The sequence below is a fragment of the Abiotrophia defectiva ATCC 49176 genome, assembly GCF_037041345.1.
In the GTDB taxonomy this organism is placed as follows: domain Bacteria; phylum Bacillota; class Bacilli; order Lactobacillales; family Aerococcaceae; genus Abiotrophia.
On record NZ_CP146287.1, the window covers coordinates 891,836 to 908,358 of the forward strand.

Consider the following 16,523-nt stretch of genomic DNA (forward strand, 5'->3'; position numbering starts at 1 on the left):
TCTTTTCTATCGAGATTTGTTTGCTCTCAAAAAAACAGCAATTTTCCTCCTTATATCCGCCAAGTTCAAATTATAGATAATTTTCAACTATCTCCTATTTTTGCCTCTTAGGTAAAAATGGCTCTATATAAGGCTTTAAACCAGTTAGAGGCAGGTTAATGTAAATTTCGCTTACATGTACTTTTGAAAAGTTTTCATTTTTCAAAACATTTTTCAAGGTAAGTCTATAAAATAGGTGATAAAATGTAAGTAAAACGCTTGCTAAAGTGTTTTTTTTGTGGTATTTTATAAGAGTATAAAAGTGTTTACCTAGGAAGTGAGGCAAAAGGTATGGAAAAACAAACTATTACCATCTACGACGTTGCTCGTGAAGCTGGCGTCTCCATGGCGACAGTATCTCGTGTGGTAAACGGCAACCCTAACGTTAAACCGTCAACTCGTAAAAAAGTATCAGAAGTTATCGAACGCTTGGATTATCGTCCTAACGCAGTCGCGCGTGGCTTGGCAAGCAAGAAGACCACTACAGTTGGGGTGATTATCCCTAACGTCACCAATGTCTTCTTCTCGTCTTTAGCACGGGGGATTGATGACATTGCGTCCATGTACAAATACAACATTATTTTGGCCAACTCTGATGAAAACCCTGAGAAAGAAGTACAAGTATTCAACACCTTGTTAGCAAAACAAGTGGACGGAATCATCTTCATGGGGAATGACATCCAAGAAAGTATCCAACATGAAGTTAGCCGTACGCGGACACCAGTTGTCTTTGCTGGGACCATTCTATCTAATACAGAACTATCTAACGTTAACATCGACTACCGTCAAGCAACTAAAGAGGCAACTGCTTTGCTCTTGGCTCATGGCCGTAAAGTAGGTTTGGTGACAGGTCCTGGGGAATTTGATATTAACCGTGATTTCCGCTTAGAAGGCTATACTGAAGCCCTTAAGGAAGCCGGTGCTAAATTTAAGCAAGACTTAGTCATTCAAAAGCAATTCACTTATGCAGATGGGGATAAGATTGCGGCGCAATTGATTGCAGCGAAGGCAAATGCCGCTGTCATTTCTGACGATGAAATCGCAGTAGCTGTCCTCAACGCCTTGACAGATCGTGGCGTAAAAGTCCCACAAGAATTTGAAATCATTACTGGTAATAACTCTATGTTAACCCAAATGGTACGTCCTAAGTTGTCCAGCATCCAAATTCCGCTCTATGATATCGGTGCGGTAGCAATGCGTCTTTTGACTAAGATTATGAACAGTGAAGAAGTGGAAGAGCATCAAATTATCTTACCACACAGATTTATTGCTCGTGGCTCAACCTTAGAAGATAAAGACTAATCGTAAATAAAACCAAGGGTTTATAGGCCCTTGGTTTTTGGTCTATTATAATGGACTCTTTCTGTTTGGTCTATTATAATGGACTTTATTTTAAGGGTCTGTTATAATGGACTTAAGAGAGGAGGCTACTATGAATCAATACTATGCTTTAATTGGTGACATTATTGAGTCACGCAGTTTAGCCAATCGTGCCAAAATACAAGAAGCCTTAAGCCAAGCCTTAAATGGCCTGAATGAGCGATATCAAGGCCACCTAGCCTCATGCTTTAGTTTAACTTTGGGAGATGAATTCCAAGGACTACTTAAAGTAGGAGCACCTATCTTTCAAATGATTGATGAACTTCGCCTGGCCTTGCCTGACTTAAATCTGCGTTTTGGCCTGGGCTTAGGTGAAATTCTGACCAGCATAAATCCCGCAGTCAGCTTAGGGGCGGATGGCCCGGCTTACTGGCGGGCGCGGGAGGCCATCCAACAAGTCCATCAACAACACCATTACGAGACAGTCCATGTCTATCTAGTGACGGGAGAAGAGGACCAGGATGCGGTTTTGAATCATAGTTTGGCTTTGAGTGAGTTTGTCCGCTCATCCTGGATTCAATCGCAAATGGAAACCTTCCGAACAATCTTAGACTTGGGTTACTATCAGTCACGCTTTGATCAGAAGCGAGTGGCGACAGCCCTTGGTCTATCCTCTAGCGCCTTCGCCAAACGCATGAAATCGAGTGGCATTAAACTCTACTTGGATGTCAAAAATGATCTCAATCAGGCCATTGAGAATCTAGCCAGACAGGCAGCTCAAGGAGGTGAGGGCGCATGATATCGACTTATTCAATGGGCCTCTACTATGGGCTAGGCTGGACCCTAATCGAATCCTATTACCGACCTTATGGCCGAGCCTTCTTAAAAGGTCGATTGGCCTGGTTAGAAGCTTGGATGCTCTATTTGGTATGGGGCGCCTTGCTCTTGGGACCTAATCTAGTCGCAGGGGGCCTGCTGATTGGTCTAGGACTGGTGAATGCCAGCTTAGGTAAGCTACTTAAGCCCAAGCAAGTTTCTCTATTGATGGCGCTACTTTTATTTGGCGCCAGCCTTTATGCAGCGAAGGTAGGCTGGACTTGGCCTTACCAGGCAAACTGGCTATGGACGGCTCTCTATGCCTTGTGGTTAGGAGCTCCTGTTAACCAGCTATTCCATTTTCTCTTCCGCCGTTTTCAACCTGAAATTGAGATTGATGACGCAACTATTGAAGGGGCAGGGGCCACGATTGGGATACTAGAGCGTCTGATAACAGGTTTGCTCTTAGTCAGCCAGAATTATGCCGCTTTGGGCTTGGTCTTCACGGCCAAATCCATCGCCCGATATGATAAAATTTCCAAGAACAGCGCCTTTGCTGAATACTATCTCATTGGCTCGCTCTTTAGTCTCTTGGCCGTTTTAGTACTCTATCAGGTCTACCAATTAGGAAGCTGGTAGGCCCAAGCTAGTAAAAATAGCCCTAGCAGTTTGGATAAAGAATCCAGACTGCTAGGGCTATTTATTTAGGCTATTAGGAATGCGCCTTATTGCTTGCTTGAGCTTGGGAGCTGTCACCTTGAACACTCTCCATGATTCGCGCCACAATGGCGACAACAATAGTAATGACAAGAGCCAAAATGGTCCCGCCCACTAAATCGTATTGGGCGCGTGTGAGTGAGCTACCTAGGTAGTAGACGATTTGCCCCAGGATGAAGCTCCAGAAAAATGTGACGATATATTTCATACTTTCCCTTCTTTCCTTTACAGTATAAGTGTAGCATATTTGCCAAATAATACAATGAAAAAGTTTTTGTTTCCAGTTCTTAACCAAAATTCCTGAAAGCCAAGCTCTACCTTGTGCTTTAAGGCATTTCATGGCACAATAAGAAGAGAGTGGTCGAATGCCTGTTCGGACCACAAAAAGGGCTTGAGAGGAGGAAATGCCATGCTATTTAATGTTCATTCTGCTAATTCACTCTTAGCTAGTACTTTGACGGCTCCATCCTATGTGGAAGCTGCTAAACAAAGGGGCTATGAAATCCTGGGTTTGGCAGATGTCCATAGCCTGCAAGGGGCGCTAGATTTCTATAATCGCTGTCAGGCTGCTGGTCTCAAGGCCATGATTGGCGCGACCATTAAGTTGCCTGGGGCTCTCAAGCAAACCCATATTTATCCCTTCCTAGTTTATGCCCTCAATCAAGCCGGTTATTATGAAATGATTGGCCTTATTCGACGTTTGAGCCATCAGCCTCTGTCGCCAGGCGCTATTTGGGATTATCTGACCCAGTCCTGCCACAACCTAGTCTATATTTCCTGTGGCCATGCAAGCGAAGTGGAGCAAACCCTGATTCATAGTGGGGACCAAGAAGCCGACTTAGTTTTGGAGCGCTTGGAGCAAGTCTTTGGGCCTGGTAATGTCTATCTGGGGGTGGCAGCTTTCCCTTATAATCCAGTTGAAGGCGAGGCCGTGAAGGCCTGGGCTAAGAGCCAACAAGTTCCGCTAGTAGTGGGGCAGGGAGTATCAACCTTAAATCAGGGTGACTCCTTCAGTCTCAAGGTGCTGGAGGCCATTGGGGCTAATGAGACCTTAGACGTGGAACTACGAGCCATGCAGGGGGTCCACTATGTCTATAATTGGGCGGATTTGGAGGCTCAGTACGTCCGTTTAGGCTTGGCTGACTGCTTGGCGAATAGTCGCCAACTAGCTGATCGTATGCAGTTAACTTTGCCACAAAATCAGGCTTTTCTGCCAAAATTCCCGACGCCAGATCACTTGCCAGCTAGTCAATACTTGCGAGACTTAACTCAGTCGGCATTAGAAGACTTGAGGCCTGCTGATTTGGCGGTCTACCAGCAGCGGCTTGACTATGAGCTAGAAGTCATCGATAGTATGGGCTTTAGCGACTATTTCCTCATTGTCTGGGACATTATTGTCTACTGCCAAAGTCATGCCATCCGGGTAGGACCAGGTCGGGGCTCGGCAGCTGGTTCCTTGGTTTCCTATCTATTAGGGATTACACGCGTCGATCCAATCCAATACAACTTACTTTTTGAGCGTTTCCTAAATCCGGAACGTTATAATATGCCCGATATTGATATGGATATTCCCGATAACAAACGCCAACAAGTTTTGCATTATGTGGTCGAGCGCTATGGCCAAGAGCAGGTTGCCCAAATTGCCACCTTAGGGACCTTCGGGGCTCGGGCGGCCATGCGGGATACCTTACGGGTTCTAGGTGCTGATAGTGAGACCTTGCGAGTATGGGCACGTGCCATACCAAAAGAGTTGGACATTAGCTTGCCTCAGGCCTATCAGAAGTCGGCTGCCTTACGCCAGTTAGTCAGTCAATCTGAGACCAACCAGCAGCTCTTCCAAGTGGCGCAAACCATCGAGGGCTTGCCGCGTCACATTTCAACCCATGCCGCGGCGGTGGTCATTCATGACCAAGCCTTGGATCAGGTCATTCCGGTTGTGGAGCGACCTAACCAACCTCTTATGACTCAATTTACCATGTATGATGTGGAGAAGGTTGGCCTGCTTAAGATGGACTTCCTGGGACTGAGAAACCTCAACCTGTTAGATACCATCATTAAACAAGTTCAAAAGAGCCAAGCTGATTTTGATATTGAAGTAATTTCCATGGAAGATGCTCAGACTCTTGCCCTCTTCAGGGCGGCGGATACTAATGGGGTCTTCCAGTTTGAATCAGACGGCATTAAGCAAGTCCTACGCAAGTTGCAACCAGAGCGTTTTGAAGATATTGTAGCCGTCAATGCGCTCTTCCGTCCGGGACCTATGAAGCAGATTGACCACTATGTAGCGCGTCGCCATGGCAAGGAAAGTTACCAGGCTATTCATCCTATCCTGGAAGAAATCTTAGCTCCTACCTATGGCATCATCGTCTATCAGGAACAAGTCATGCAGGTCTGTCAACGTATGGCCGGTTTCAGCTTAGGACAGGCCGACCTGCTAAGACGTGCCATGGGTAAAAAGCAAGCCGATGTCATGGCACGAGAACGCGAGCATTTCATTAGGGGGGCCAGAGAGCAGGGGATAGAGGCTGAGATTGCGTCAGCTACCTATGATTACATCTATGAATTTGCTAGCTATGGCTTCAACCGCTCACACGCGGTGGTCTATTCAACCTTAGCCTTCCAACTAGCCTATCTCAAGGTTCATTATCCTCTAGCCTTCTATCAAGCCCTCTTAAACATGGGCAGTTCCAACCAGACGACCATGGCCGACTATATTCTGGAGGCCAAACGTCATACAGGTCCACTCCTTGGTCTCAATCTCAATGAGAGTCAGATAGGCTTTAGTGTCAGTGGTCAGCAACTCCAAGTAGGTCTCTCAGCCATCCGGACCTTACGCCATGACTTTGTCAGCCACATTGTAGAAGACCGCCAGCTCTTAGGACCATATACCGGTCTCTTACATTTTATGCAGCGTCTACCTAAGAAATGGCTCAAACACGAGTGGCTAGAAAGCCTAATTAGTGTAGGGGCATTGGACTATACCGGCATGAACCGGCCAACCTTGCTAAAGAACCTAGACAAGCTCATGCAAAGTGTTACCTTTAGTGGTGGCAATTTGTCGCTCTTCCCAGAGCTAGAGCCACGAATTGAATGGGTGGAGGACTGGAGCCCTAGTCAAAAACGGGATAAGGAAGTGGAAATTCTAGGCTTCTCCTTAGAAGGGCACCCGGTAGCGACTTATCAAGCCTTTGCCAAGTCCCACCCCAACTTGTTGTCAGTAAGAGATATCTTAGCGGCCCAACCAAACCTCAAGGTCCAAACCCTAGTCTTAGTCAAAGGTATCCGAGTCATCAACACTAAAAAGCAGGAATTAATGGCCTTCCTCGAACTAGAAGACGAAGTAGCTAGCATTAGCGGGGTAGTCTTCCCGCAAAGCTATCGACACTATGTCTCGCTGCTTAAGGAGGGACAGGTCTTGCTAGTAGAAGGGACGGTCGAACTAGACCGCCAGGGACGCCATCAGCTGATTATTAAGCGTTTGGCGCTAGTCAATGAGGAAGAAGCCAAGGCGCCAACTAACCCTAATCAGCATCCTTTCCAACGTTGCTTTGTCCAGGTCAAGGCCTTCCAGGACCTCAAACCTTTTCTGCCAGGCTTAAGAAAATTTGCCGATCAATATTCTGGACCAGTAGCCATGATTTTAGTCGATGGCAATCGTCAGACCTTCCAATTGGATGATGCCTATCGGGTCTCCTATGGCCAGAAAGCGCAAGCAGAATTAGCAAAACTACTGGCTCCTTTCAAAATTATCTATAAGTAATCGATTACATCTATTAATTTCGAAAAAATGTATGACTTTAGCCAATAAAAGTGGTAAAATAAGCCTTGGATATCAGTCCAAGTCGATTGATTACAATTCAACTTAGAGGTGAGAAACATGAAGCGTATTGCAGTCTTAACCAGTGGTGGCGACGCTCCTGGAATGAATGCAGCAGTGCGGGCTGTCGTAGAGCGTAGCTTGCATCATGGCATTGAAGTCGTAGGTGCTTACTATGGTTTTAAAGGCTTATATGAAGGTGACTTCAGACCTTTAGACTTAGCGACTTGCTCTCATGCCTTAAGACGGGGTGGCACCTTCTTATATTCTGCTCGATTCCCAGAATTTAAGGAGCCTGAAATCCAAGAGAAGGCAATTGAACAGATGAAGGCACATGGCATTGATGCCTTAGTTGTTGTGGGTGGGGACGGTTCCTTTACTGGGGCCTTGAAATTAACCCAAAAAGGTTTCCCAGCTATCGGGATTCCTGGGACCATCGATAACGATATTGCAGGGACAGAATACACCATTGGTTTTGATACCGCGGTTAATGTGGCCCTAGATGCTATTGATAAAATTACTGACACTGCTTCCTCCCACAACCGGACCTTTATTGTCGAAGTAATGGGCCGTCATGCAGGGGATATGGCTAGCTGGATTGGGGTGGCTGCTGGTGCAGATGCCATTGTGATTCCAGAAGAAGCCTATGACTTAAAAGCAATCGCAGAAACCATCGCTGCTAACCGTCGCGCCGGTAAGGATCATTCCTTAATCGTCTTGGCCGAAGGCGTCATGACAGCGGCTCAATTCCGTAAGGAATACGAAACTGTCTCTGGTGACGATGTGCGTGATGTGACCTTGTCACACATTCAACGTGGGGGTAACCCAACAGTGCGTGACCGTGTCTTCGCTAGCTTGATGGGTGCCAAGGCGGTTGACCTCTTGTTAGAAGGTCAAGCTGGGATTTTCTTAGGTCTTAAGAACGAGCAATTGGCAACTTTTGACATTGTGGAAACCTTGACCAAGGAAAAACACCAAGTCCGCCGCGATCTTTACCAATTAAACCAAGGCCTTAGCGCTAAATAAAAAAGAGAAGGAGTTCTTTTAAAATGAAAAAAACTAAGATTATTTGTACCATGGGTCCTGCTTCTAACACAGCAGAACAAATGGCAAAGTTGATTGAAGCAGGGATGAACGTTGCACGTTTCAACTTCTCTCACGGTTCTCACGAAGAACACTTAGAACGCTTCAACAACTTGAAGGCTGCCCGTCAAGCTACCGGCAAACTTTGCGCCATTCTCTTGGATACCAAAGGTCCAGAAATCCGTACTAACGACATGCAAGACAATGCCATCGACTTAGTTAAGGGCGCAACTGTTCGTATTTCTATGACTGAAGTCTTAGGGACTAAGGACAAATTCTCTGTAACTTACGCTAACTTAATCAACGACGTTGAAGTAGGTAGCCACATTCTCTTGGATGACGGTTTAGTTGACTTATTGGTAACTGAAATCGACCACGCTAACCAAGAATTAGTAACTGAAATTCAAAACTCTGGCGTAATCAAATCTAAGAAGGGTGTTAACGTTCCTAACGTTTCCATCAACTTACCAGGGATCACTGAAAAAGACGCTGCTGACATCCGCTTCGGTGTTCGCGAAGGGATCGACTTCATCGCTGCATCTTTCGTTCGTCGTGCTAGCGACGTTATGGAAATCCGTGAAATCTTAGAACAAGAAGGTCGTCCAAACGTTAAGATCATCTCTAAGATTGAGAACCAAGAAGGGGTCGACAATATCGACGAAATCTTGTCTGTATCTGACGGTATCATGGTAGCTCGTGGTGACTTAGGGGTAGAAATCCCAACTCACGAAGTGCCAATCGTTCAAAAATACATCATCAAGAAATGTAACCAAGCTGGTAAACCAGTTGTAACAGCAACTCAAATGTTAGACTCTATGCAACGCAACCCACGTCCAACTCGTGCGGAAGCTGGGGACGTTGCCAACGCTATCTTCGACGGGACTGACGCGGTAATGCTTTCTGGTGAAACTGCAGCAGGGGACTTCCCTGAAGAAGCAGTTAAGACTATGGCTGCTATCTGTGTTCGTACTGAAAAAGAATTGCACGAACACGACGCATTCAGCATCAAACGCTTCGACCGTTCTGACATGACTGAAGCAATCGGTCAAGCAGTTGGTCACACTGCTAAGAACTTAGGTATCGAAACCATCGTAGCACCTACAAGCTCAGGTCACACTGCTTTGATGATTTCTAAATACCGTCCAAACGCTCACATCGTGGCAGCTACTTTCGACGAAGAAACTCAACGTTCATTAGCTGTAGCATGGGGTGTTATCCCTTACGTTATCGACCGTCCAACTTCAACAGACGAAATGATGGATAGCGCAACTGCTTTGGTTCAAGAAAAAGGCTTCGCTAAAGAAGGCGACTTAATCTTAATCACTGCTGGTGTACCAGTTGGTGAAGCAGGGACCACTAACTTGATGAAAATTCAAGCCATTGGGACTCAATTAGCGAAGGGTGAAGGCGTCGGTAACGGCAATTTTATCGGTAAGGCTGTTTTAGCAACTGATGCGGCTACTGCCAATGCGAAAGCCACTGCTGGGACTATCTTAGTAACTCGTGCAACTGACAAGGACTTCTTGCCAGCATTCGATAAAATCGGTGCCCTTGTTACTGAAGAAGGCGGGATCACTTCTCATGCAGCCATCATGGGGCTTGAAAAAGGGATTCCTGTCATCGTAGCAGCTAAAGATGTGCTTTCTAACGTGGCAGATGGTGAATTAATCACTGTAGATGCGCGTCGTGGTTTAATCTACCGCGGTGCAGCAGCGATTATCTAAGCTCACCTCACTTATAATCATCAACGCTCTACCATTAGGTAGGGCGTTTTTTTGTGCTGTCATGCAAATTTAATAGAGAATTTTCGGATTAAATCAGGGCAAAGGGGTATATATATATGAAGACTTTTAGAGGAGGGATTATATGGAACCCCAGTATCAACTTAAGACAGGTGTAGCTAAGCTAAAATGGTGGTTAGTCGGCTTATTTGCCATAGGAATTATAGGCATTGTCATTGGCTTAATATGGCTTAACTTGCGCCCAAGACGGCCCATAATGCAAGAAGAGTCTTCTATCAGTTCTAGTAGGCTTGCTGAGCCAATCTCTTCCCAGCAATCCTCCCAGCCCGACAAGATTTATGTAGACCTCAAGGGAGCTGTCAAGCATCCAGGAGTCTATGCCTTAGACCAGGGTAGTCGGGTCTTTGACTTGCTGGAAATGGCGGGGGGGTTGACGGAAGATGCGGCCGAGCGGGCCCTTAACCAAGCTCAACTCCTGGTGGATCAGCAGAGTCTCTATGTACCCACCATGGCGGAATGGGAGGCTGAGAGCCAGGGACCGCAAGCTAACGTGGTAGGAAGTCAGGCTCCCTTAGTTTCTAGTCCTAATAGTGGCAAGGTTAATGTCAATCAAGCCGATTTAAGCCAACTCGAGACCTTACCGGGTATTGGGGCTAAAAAAGCCCAAGCCATTATCGACTACCGGACGGCAAACGGCTCCTTTCATTCGCTTGAGGACTTAGGTAAAGTTAAGGGCATCGGACCTAAGATGCTAGAGAAGTTGAAGGATCTGGTGATTTTTCAATGAAGAACATGCTCAAAAGATATTGGTCAAATGACTGTCTCCTGCTAGCAAGCAGCCTTGAGTCCTTGAGACATAAATGGTTTCTACTATGGATCTATGCTGCAGTTTTCATTAGCATGCTATACCACGAAAACTGGGCTTGGAGCCTGGCCTTAGTCATCCTGATTGCTCGGCTCTACTTTCTAGGATCTAAATGTCATCGGCGAAACTACCTCTTGGCTTGCCTGGTCTTAAGCATCTGGTGCTTGGGCAAGTGGGCCTGGCAATACTATGAGCAGTCTCAACTTAATCAAAGCATAGAGCCGGACATAGCGCAAACCTATCAGCTAATTCTAGCACCTAGCCAAGTCAAGCATACGGCCACAGGTTGGCAGGGAATAGGCTATTTAAGATTAGCAGATGGCCGTCTTCTGCCAGTACTTGCAAAAGGGCAGGGCGACATTCAATGGGATTCAGGCCATGAGGTGATGGAAGTCAAGGGGCAGGCTAGTCTTAAAAAAGCCGAGCGAGCCCGTAATTTTGGGGTCTATGACTATCAGCAAAGCTTAGCAGATAAGGGGATTGATTGGGTACTAGACTTTAAGGTAGTGTCTGCCATTCAACCGAAGCCACTGTCTTTAGGAGCTATGGAAGCCCTACGACAGTGGTGTTTGTCGCCCTTGGCTAGGTGGAAAGAGCAAGAGGCTTCCTGGACCAGCTTGGTTTTACGGCTTCTATTTAATCAGCAGACCCCGGGCTTTCGCGACCAGTCGGTGAGTTTGGGGGTGCTTGGCCTAAGTCATTTCTTCGCTATCTCTGGCTTTCATTTGCTCTATTTAAGACGAATGCTGAGTCGTTTCTTTTTGCGCTTAGGTTGCCTTAAAGAAAGTGTTGCTTTCTGGCTTCCCCTCTTGCTCCTCTTCTATAGCTGGCTATGTGGTTGGCCTATTGGTAGCATTAGAGTCTTAGGAGGCTGGGGGCTAGTAGCTTTTTCCAAGTCTTATGGCGACCAAAGTGTGACGTCTATGGACCGGCTAAGTCTTGTAGGACTGGCCTGTTTACTTTGCCAGCCTGGCCTAGTCTTTCAGCCGGCCTACCTGCTGAGCTTTGGCTTGTCAGCTGTACTCATATTTTCGAATCAAGCCATGGAGCACCCAAAACACTATACTTGGCGCCATCAAGTCTACATACTTTTAGCTTGTTTGCTCGTTACCTGGCCTCTTATGATGGATTGGCGTTATGAATGGTATCCGCTACAAGTGCTGGCCATATTTCTCTTAGGGATTGTCTTTGAAGCGCTTATTATGCCGCTAGCCTTAGTGTCAGGCCTAGCGCTCATTTTGCCAGGCTTAGACAGGCTGGCAAGTTTAATGGATGGGATTTATCAAGTCTTGCTAGAAATACTAGCGCCTGTAGGTAAAATCTTCTCTTGGCATGTCATCACAGGACGTTTAAGTCTCATTTACTGGTTCATTTTTCTAATTCTATTCCTAGTGTGGTTGCGTTGGGGCTGGCGCCATCCTTGGACAACAGGGACTGTTCTGGTTTGCGCTTATGGCTTAATACTGGGACTTAAACCATACCAGCATTGGCAGTCTAGTGTTACCGTATTAGATGTAGGGCAGGGGGATAGTCTGGTCTACCAAGCAGCCTGGTCCAAGGAAGCCTGGTTGATTGATACAGGCGGCAGGCCACCTTATCCAGCTAGCAAGGAAGGGCCGAGTTTTGACACTCAATATGGCTATTATAATCTGATTCCCGCCCTCAAAGCGCAAGGGATTGGCTCACTGACCGGGGTCATGATTACCCACTCGGATTTAGACCATATTGGTAGCCTGGCTAGTCTCAGTCAAGAAGTGGCCATTGACAATCTCTGGATTAGCCAGCATACCGCTAGTCATCCGGTATGGCAGGAAATCAAGCCCTATCTGGCGACAAAGACCCAAGTCCATATCTTAGGACCAGGCCAAGCCTATTCAATCAAGGATGGGCTGACCTTCTACACCAATAATTTTAATCAGGCGACGGCCCCCAACGACGCTTCCATTGCGGCAACTCTAGCGATGGGTAGGCACCGTCTACTTAATTTAGGTGATATGTCGGGTGAATATGAGCAGGCCTTGATTGAACGTTTCCCTGAAATTCAGGCCGATATTCTCAAATGCGCCCATCATGGCAGTCGCTTTAGCAGTTCAGATGCCTTGCTCAACCACCTGCAGCCTAAGTTAGCCTTGTTGTCTGCTGGAGTTCACAACACCTATCACCACCCTCATCCTGATACCCTGGCTAAACTAAGTAATAGGGGGATTCCTTATTTTGCAACACCCTATCATGGCGCCATCCGCTATGAGTGGAGTGATTGGGGTTGGGAGGGGTGGCGAACAGTTCTGGAAGCACCACAATCCACCTATCCTAAAAGTGAGCCTAGCCATTCAAAAAGATAAGCTAATCTTGTATGCCCATAGCTAAAGTGCTATACTGAATACGTAAACATTATTATGCAAAAACCTGTAGAGAGTAGGTGTTTTTTGTGTTAGAAGTAAAGCATTTAGTTAAGCACTTCGGCGACTTGTGCGCTGTCAATGATGTCTCCTTTAGGGTGGAGCCAGGTAGTATTATGGGGATTATTGGTCAGAACGGGTCTGGTAAGACTACAATTTTTCGGATGATCCTCAATTTCTTGAAATTAGAACCTGGTGCATCCATTGAGTGGCAAGGGAAGCCTATGAGCAGTCAAGTCTATGATACGGTAGGCTATTTGCCGGAAGAACGTGGCTTATATGATAAGATGACCATCGAGGATCAGATTGTCTTCTTTGCGGAATTGCGCGGCATGAAGAAGGCCCAAGTTCTTGAAAAAATTGATTATTGGATGGAAAAATTCGATGTCAGAGGTAAAAGAAGCGATAAAATTAAGAGTCTGTCTAAAGGGAATCAACAGAAGGTGCAACTCATCGCGACCTTAATTCATGAGCCAAAACTCATGATTCTAGATGAGCCATTTTCAGGTCTAGACCCGGTTAATGCGGACTTACTCAAGCAAGGTATTCTAGAGCTCAAGGCGAAGGGTTCTTCCATTATTTTCTCTAGTCATAATATGAATAACGTAGAAGAAATTTGCGACCATTTGGTCATGATTCACTATGGTAAACAGGTGCTGTCAGGAACGGTTGACGAGGTTAAGGAGTCCTTCGGCCGGACCCGTATTTTCCTAGAAAGTCCTGACTGGAATCAAGCCCAACTTCAAGCCCTACCAGGCGTAGAAAAGGTCCGTCACCTAAGCGGTCATCGCTATCATTTGATTCTAAGTGATGAGTCCGCCGGTCATGCCATCTTTGACGCAGTGACACAAGGAAAGTATATTGCCCAATTTAGTCAACAACCGCCAACCTTAGATGAGATTTTCAAGTTGAAAGTAGAGGTGTCTGACCATGAGTAAATTATGGATTATCGCCAAGGAAGTCTATCGCAAAAATGTCAAGAGTTGGGGTTTCTTCTTCATGGTTTTTGCGCCCTTTATTATCATGGGTGTTTCTGTCTTGATTGGCTACTTTATTGCCAATGATGAATCGAGTCATGCCAATGAGACCATCGCTATTGTCAGTCAAGATCAGGGCTTAAAAGATAGCTTAGCCCAGGATAATTTGACTTATAAGTTGGCCTATTATGATGATGAAGCCAGTGCTCGCCAATCCCTTAACCAAAAAGGAGTTAACGGCTATTTAATGGTCAAAGAAGACAATGGGCGTGTGCAAGCTACTTATTACCAAAAGTCTACCGCCCATAGCCTGACCTTGTCTGATTTGGCTGAAAGCCTCAATCGCTACCAACTCAGCAAAATAGGTCAAAGCCTTAACCTAAATGTTCAGCAAATTGCCACCATTCGTTCCAGTAAGGTGTCAATCGGTAAGATTAATCTCAAGGAAAGCAAGGACGGGACCTATTCAGAAGAGGATGCTAGGTCCCTTCAAGTCATGGCCCGCATGGGGGCTGCCTTTGTGGCCATTATGCTATCCTATATGTTGATTTTAGCTTACAGTTCAATTTTTGCTCAGGAAGTGGCCTTGGAGAAGGGCAACCGGGTCATGGAAATCATCCTATCCTCCATTCCTGCCAAACAACATTTATTAGGTAAGATTCTAGGTGCTTCACTGATAATGGCTACCCAAATTGGTATTTACCTGATCTTAGGAATCGGCTTCTATTTCATGACTGGCGTATCCAGTATTTTTAGCTACCTAGAGCCATTCAAACCACTTTTGCTAGGGATTTTGCCTAGCTTTGGTTTAAGTCTAGTCTTTGCTTTGATGGGGATGTTGGCCTATATGATTCTATCCGTTCTGCTAGGATCTATCGCCACACGACTAGAAGATGTCCAAAAGTCCATTCAGCCAGTCATCTTCACTACCATCATTGGTTTCTATATTGCCGTCTATGGTCTCCAACAACCTAATTCACCTGTTGTGGTCATCGGCTCTTGGGTGCCATTTACTTCTCCATTTGTCATGCCGGTTCGTCTAGCGACAGAGACGGTCTCAAATTTGGAAATTGTTCTCTGCCTACTTGGCTGTTTTGCCTTTATGGTCTTTTCCTTCTGGTTGGCCTTGACCTTCTACCAGGCGACCGTTCTCTCGACTAGTGACAAAGGGGTTATCCATGCCTTCAAGCGGTCTTATTCTCTCTGGAAGAGTGAAAAAGGCCAAAAGGCTTAAGTTTAGAAAGCGAGTTTTATTATTACATGAAAAAATCCACCATTATTTCCTTGCTTAGTCTGGCTTGTCTTTTGACAGCCTGCCAAGCTAAGCCGCGCGACGCTGCTCAAGGCGGAGATGCCCTCTATGGTCCACCCGAGTTAGCGACTAGTCAATCTTCGCTTGATGAAGCGACGCGTCAACGCTATCAAGCTCTTAATAAGGTGCATGAATTTTACGAAAAATTAAGTACGGTCCAAGTTAAAACTTCTCTTAAGCAAGAGGGTGGAGACTGGCAGGCAACCGCTGATAGTCAGCAATTTTATGAAGCGGGAGCCTTGAAAGCCTATCGCACTAAGACCGTGACCACGGTCAAGGATGCCCACTATGACCTGGAGTTCTACTTCGACGGAGAACACCATTATGTGGCCTCACCTCATGCGGCGTGGAGTCAAAATGACAATGCCAAGAACTCCATGAGCTACCTCTATTGGGCCAAACTCCTAATTGAAGGAGAAGACAGCTCGTTACTGGATGCTGAGGCACCTGAAGGTCAATGGCGGATTAATAAGACTGTGACCAATCCTGAGTTAATTCAAGGCCTAGTTAGCCTGCTGGATTTGCCTGAAAGTTTCTCAGCTCAGGCTACTTATCAGGCAGACTTGACTTATCTGGTTGACAGTGAGACTGGTCAGATGCTTGAGGCCGCGCTTAAGCTGACCGTTACAGACGGAGATTCCAGTCATGTCTATCAAGCTAAGAGCACAAGCCAAGTCCCAGAGGAGTCCACGACTAAGGATAGTCTTAAGCCTGATTTAGAGGCTCAAGCAAGTCCCTTGGAAGTTGCAGAAGGCCAGTGGTTAGAAGCCTTTAAGGCGGCTAACCCAACCCAGGCGATTACGACTTACGAAGTGACAGAAGGACGTCAAGCAGGCGACCAGGATAGTAATTTGCTTTATCTAACCAATAGCCAAAATGGCCAGGTCCTGGCACAAGCCATAGGGACTATCCAGGACAAGCAAATCAAAGGCTATCAGTATCAACTCGGGCAAAAACGCTATAGCAAGGCAGAGGATGGCAGCCTTAAAGAAGAAAGCGTGGAGCCAATCGATTTCTATTATTTAGCAGTGCAATCCTTGATAGATCGTTCCTACCAGGTTCAAACCTTTAATCCAACTGATGAAGCTGGCCAACCCATTAATGACCCAGCAAGTGCCACTACGACAACCTATCGTTTGACCTTTGAGAATGACTACGATGGCCTAGCTAAATTAGCTGGCGCTATCGACATCTCTAATCTCAAGCGCGAAGGGGAAGCCGTCTACGGGGTGGATTATGTGGTCAACAAGGCCAGTCTAGAGCTAGAAGGCTTCTATCTGTGGAGTTTGACGGCAGAAGATACAGCTATCACGCATGTCAATCGCTATAGTTTCCGCCATCTCAATCAGCAGGCCCCATCTCTGATTCAGTTTTTGGTAGATCCTGAACTGGTTAAGACAGCCAAGCCATAAGAAAATACCCCATCACCAAGAGGT

The 16,523-nt window shown here is 46.2% G+C and carries 12 protein-coding genes; 11 read left to right on the forward strand and 1 reads right to left on the reverse strand.

Annotation, left to right across the window (positions count from 1 at the left end):
- The first annotated feature begins 330 nt into the window (after window positions 1-330).
- From ccpA to V7R82_RS04255, 3 genes are all read left to right on the forward strand, one after another.
- Window positions 331-1,341 carry a catabolite control protein A gene (gene ccpA, locus V7R82_RS04245; protein ID WP_338543586.1) on the forward strand — a complete coding sequence of 337 codons (1,011 nt, stop codon included), beginning with the start codon at window positions 331-333 and terminating at the stop codon, window positions 1,339-1,341.
- Between the two features lie 130 nt (window positions 1,342-1,471).
- Entirely contained in the window at window positions 1,472-2,158 is a 687-nt protein-coding gene (locus V7R82_RS04250) for a SatD family protein (protein WP_338543588.1), read from the forward strand.
- The gene (locus V7R82_RS04255; protein WP_338543589.1) at window positions 2,155-2,814 is read left to right on the forward strand and encodes a hypothetical protein; all 660 of its coding nucleotides are present in this window, start codon (window positions 2,155-2,157) and stop codon (window positions 2,812-2,814) included. Before V7R82_RS04250 ends, V7R82_RS04255 begins: the two co-directional genes overlap by 4 nt.
- Before the next feature lie 73 nt (window positions 2,815-2,887).
- Here the strand turns inward: V7R82_RS04255 and V7R82_RS04260 are convergent, their stop codons facing one another.
- Window positions 2,888-3,100 carry a YjzD family protein gene (locus tag V7R82_RS04260; RefSeq protein WP_070755054.1) on the reverse strand — a complete coding sequence of 71 codons (213 nt, stop codon included), beginning with the start codon at window positions 3,098-3,100 and terminating at the stop codon, window positions 2,888-2,890.
- 201 nt (window positions 3,101-3,301) lie between these two features.
- Between V7R82_RS04260 and V7R82_RS04265 the strand changes: the two genes are divergently transcribed.
- The 8 genes from V7R82_RS04265 to V7R82_RS04300 all read left to right on the forward strand — a co-directional run bounded on the left by V7R82_RS04265 (window position 3,302) and on the right by V7R82_RS04300 (window position 16,499).
- Entirely contained in the window at window positions 3,302-6,652 is a 3,351-nt protein-coding gene (locus tag V7R82_RS04265) for a DNA polymerase III subunit alpha (protein WP_338543592.1), read from the forward strand.
- A 117-nt stretch (window positions 6,653-6,769) separates the two neighbouring features.
- Window positions 6,770-7,735: a 6-phosphofructokinase gene (pfkA, locus tag V7R82_RS04270; RefSeq protein ID WP_338543593.1), complete on the forward strand. Its 966-nt coding sequence runs from the start codon at window positions 6,770-6,772 to the stop codon at window positions 7,733-7,735.
- Window positions 7,736-7,758: 23 nt separating this feature from the next.
- Entirely contained in the window at window positions 7,759-9,516 is a 1,758-nt protein-coding gene (pyk, locus tag V7R82_RS04275; RefSeq protein ID WP_023391987.1) for a pyruvate kinase, read from the forward strand.
- 142 nt (window positions 9,517-9,658) lie between these two features.
- Complete coding sequence (locus V7R82_RS04280; protein ID WP_338543595.1) at window positions 9,659-10,321, forward strand: ComEA family DNA-binding protein; 663 nt, start codon at window positions 9,659-9,661, stop codon at window positions 10,319-10,321.
- A gap of 113 nt (window positions 10,322-10,434) precedes the next feature.
- On the forward strand, window positions 10,435-12,741 hold the full coding sequence (locus tag V7R82_RS04285; protein WP_338543597.1) for a DNA internalization-related competence protein ComEC/Rec2: 2,307 nt from the start codon (window positions 10,435-10,437) through the stop codon (window positions 12,739-12,741).
- An 86-nt stretch (window positions 12,742-12,827) separates the two neighbouring features.
- Window positions 12,828-13,736, forward strand: coding sequence for an ABC transporter ATP-binding protein (locus tag V7R82_RS04290; RefSeq protein ID WP_338543599.1), 909 nt, complete (start codon window positions 12,828-12,830; stop codon window positions 13,734-13,736).
- The gene (locus V7R82_RS04295) at window positions 13,729-15,009 is read left to right on the forward strand and encodes an ABC transporter permease (protein WP_314062345.1); all 1,281 of its coding nucleotides are present in this window, start codon (window positions 13,729-13,731) and stop codon (window positions 15,007-15,009) included. The genes V7R82_RS04290 and V7R82_RS04295 overlap by 8 nt, the downstream gene beginning before the upstream one ends.
- A gap of 26 nt (window positions 15,010-15,035) precedes the next feature.
- The gene (locus V7R82_RS04300; RefSeq protein ID WP_338543603.1) at window positions 15,036-16,499 is read left to right on the forward strand and encodes a hypothetical protein; all 1,464 of its coding nucleotides are present in this window, start codon (window positions 15,036-15,038) and stop codon (window positions 16,497-16,499) included.
- The last annotated feature ends 24 nt before the right edge of the window (window positions 16,500-16,523 follow it).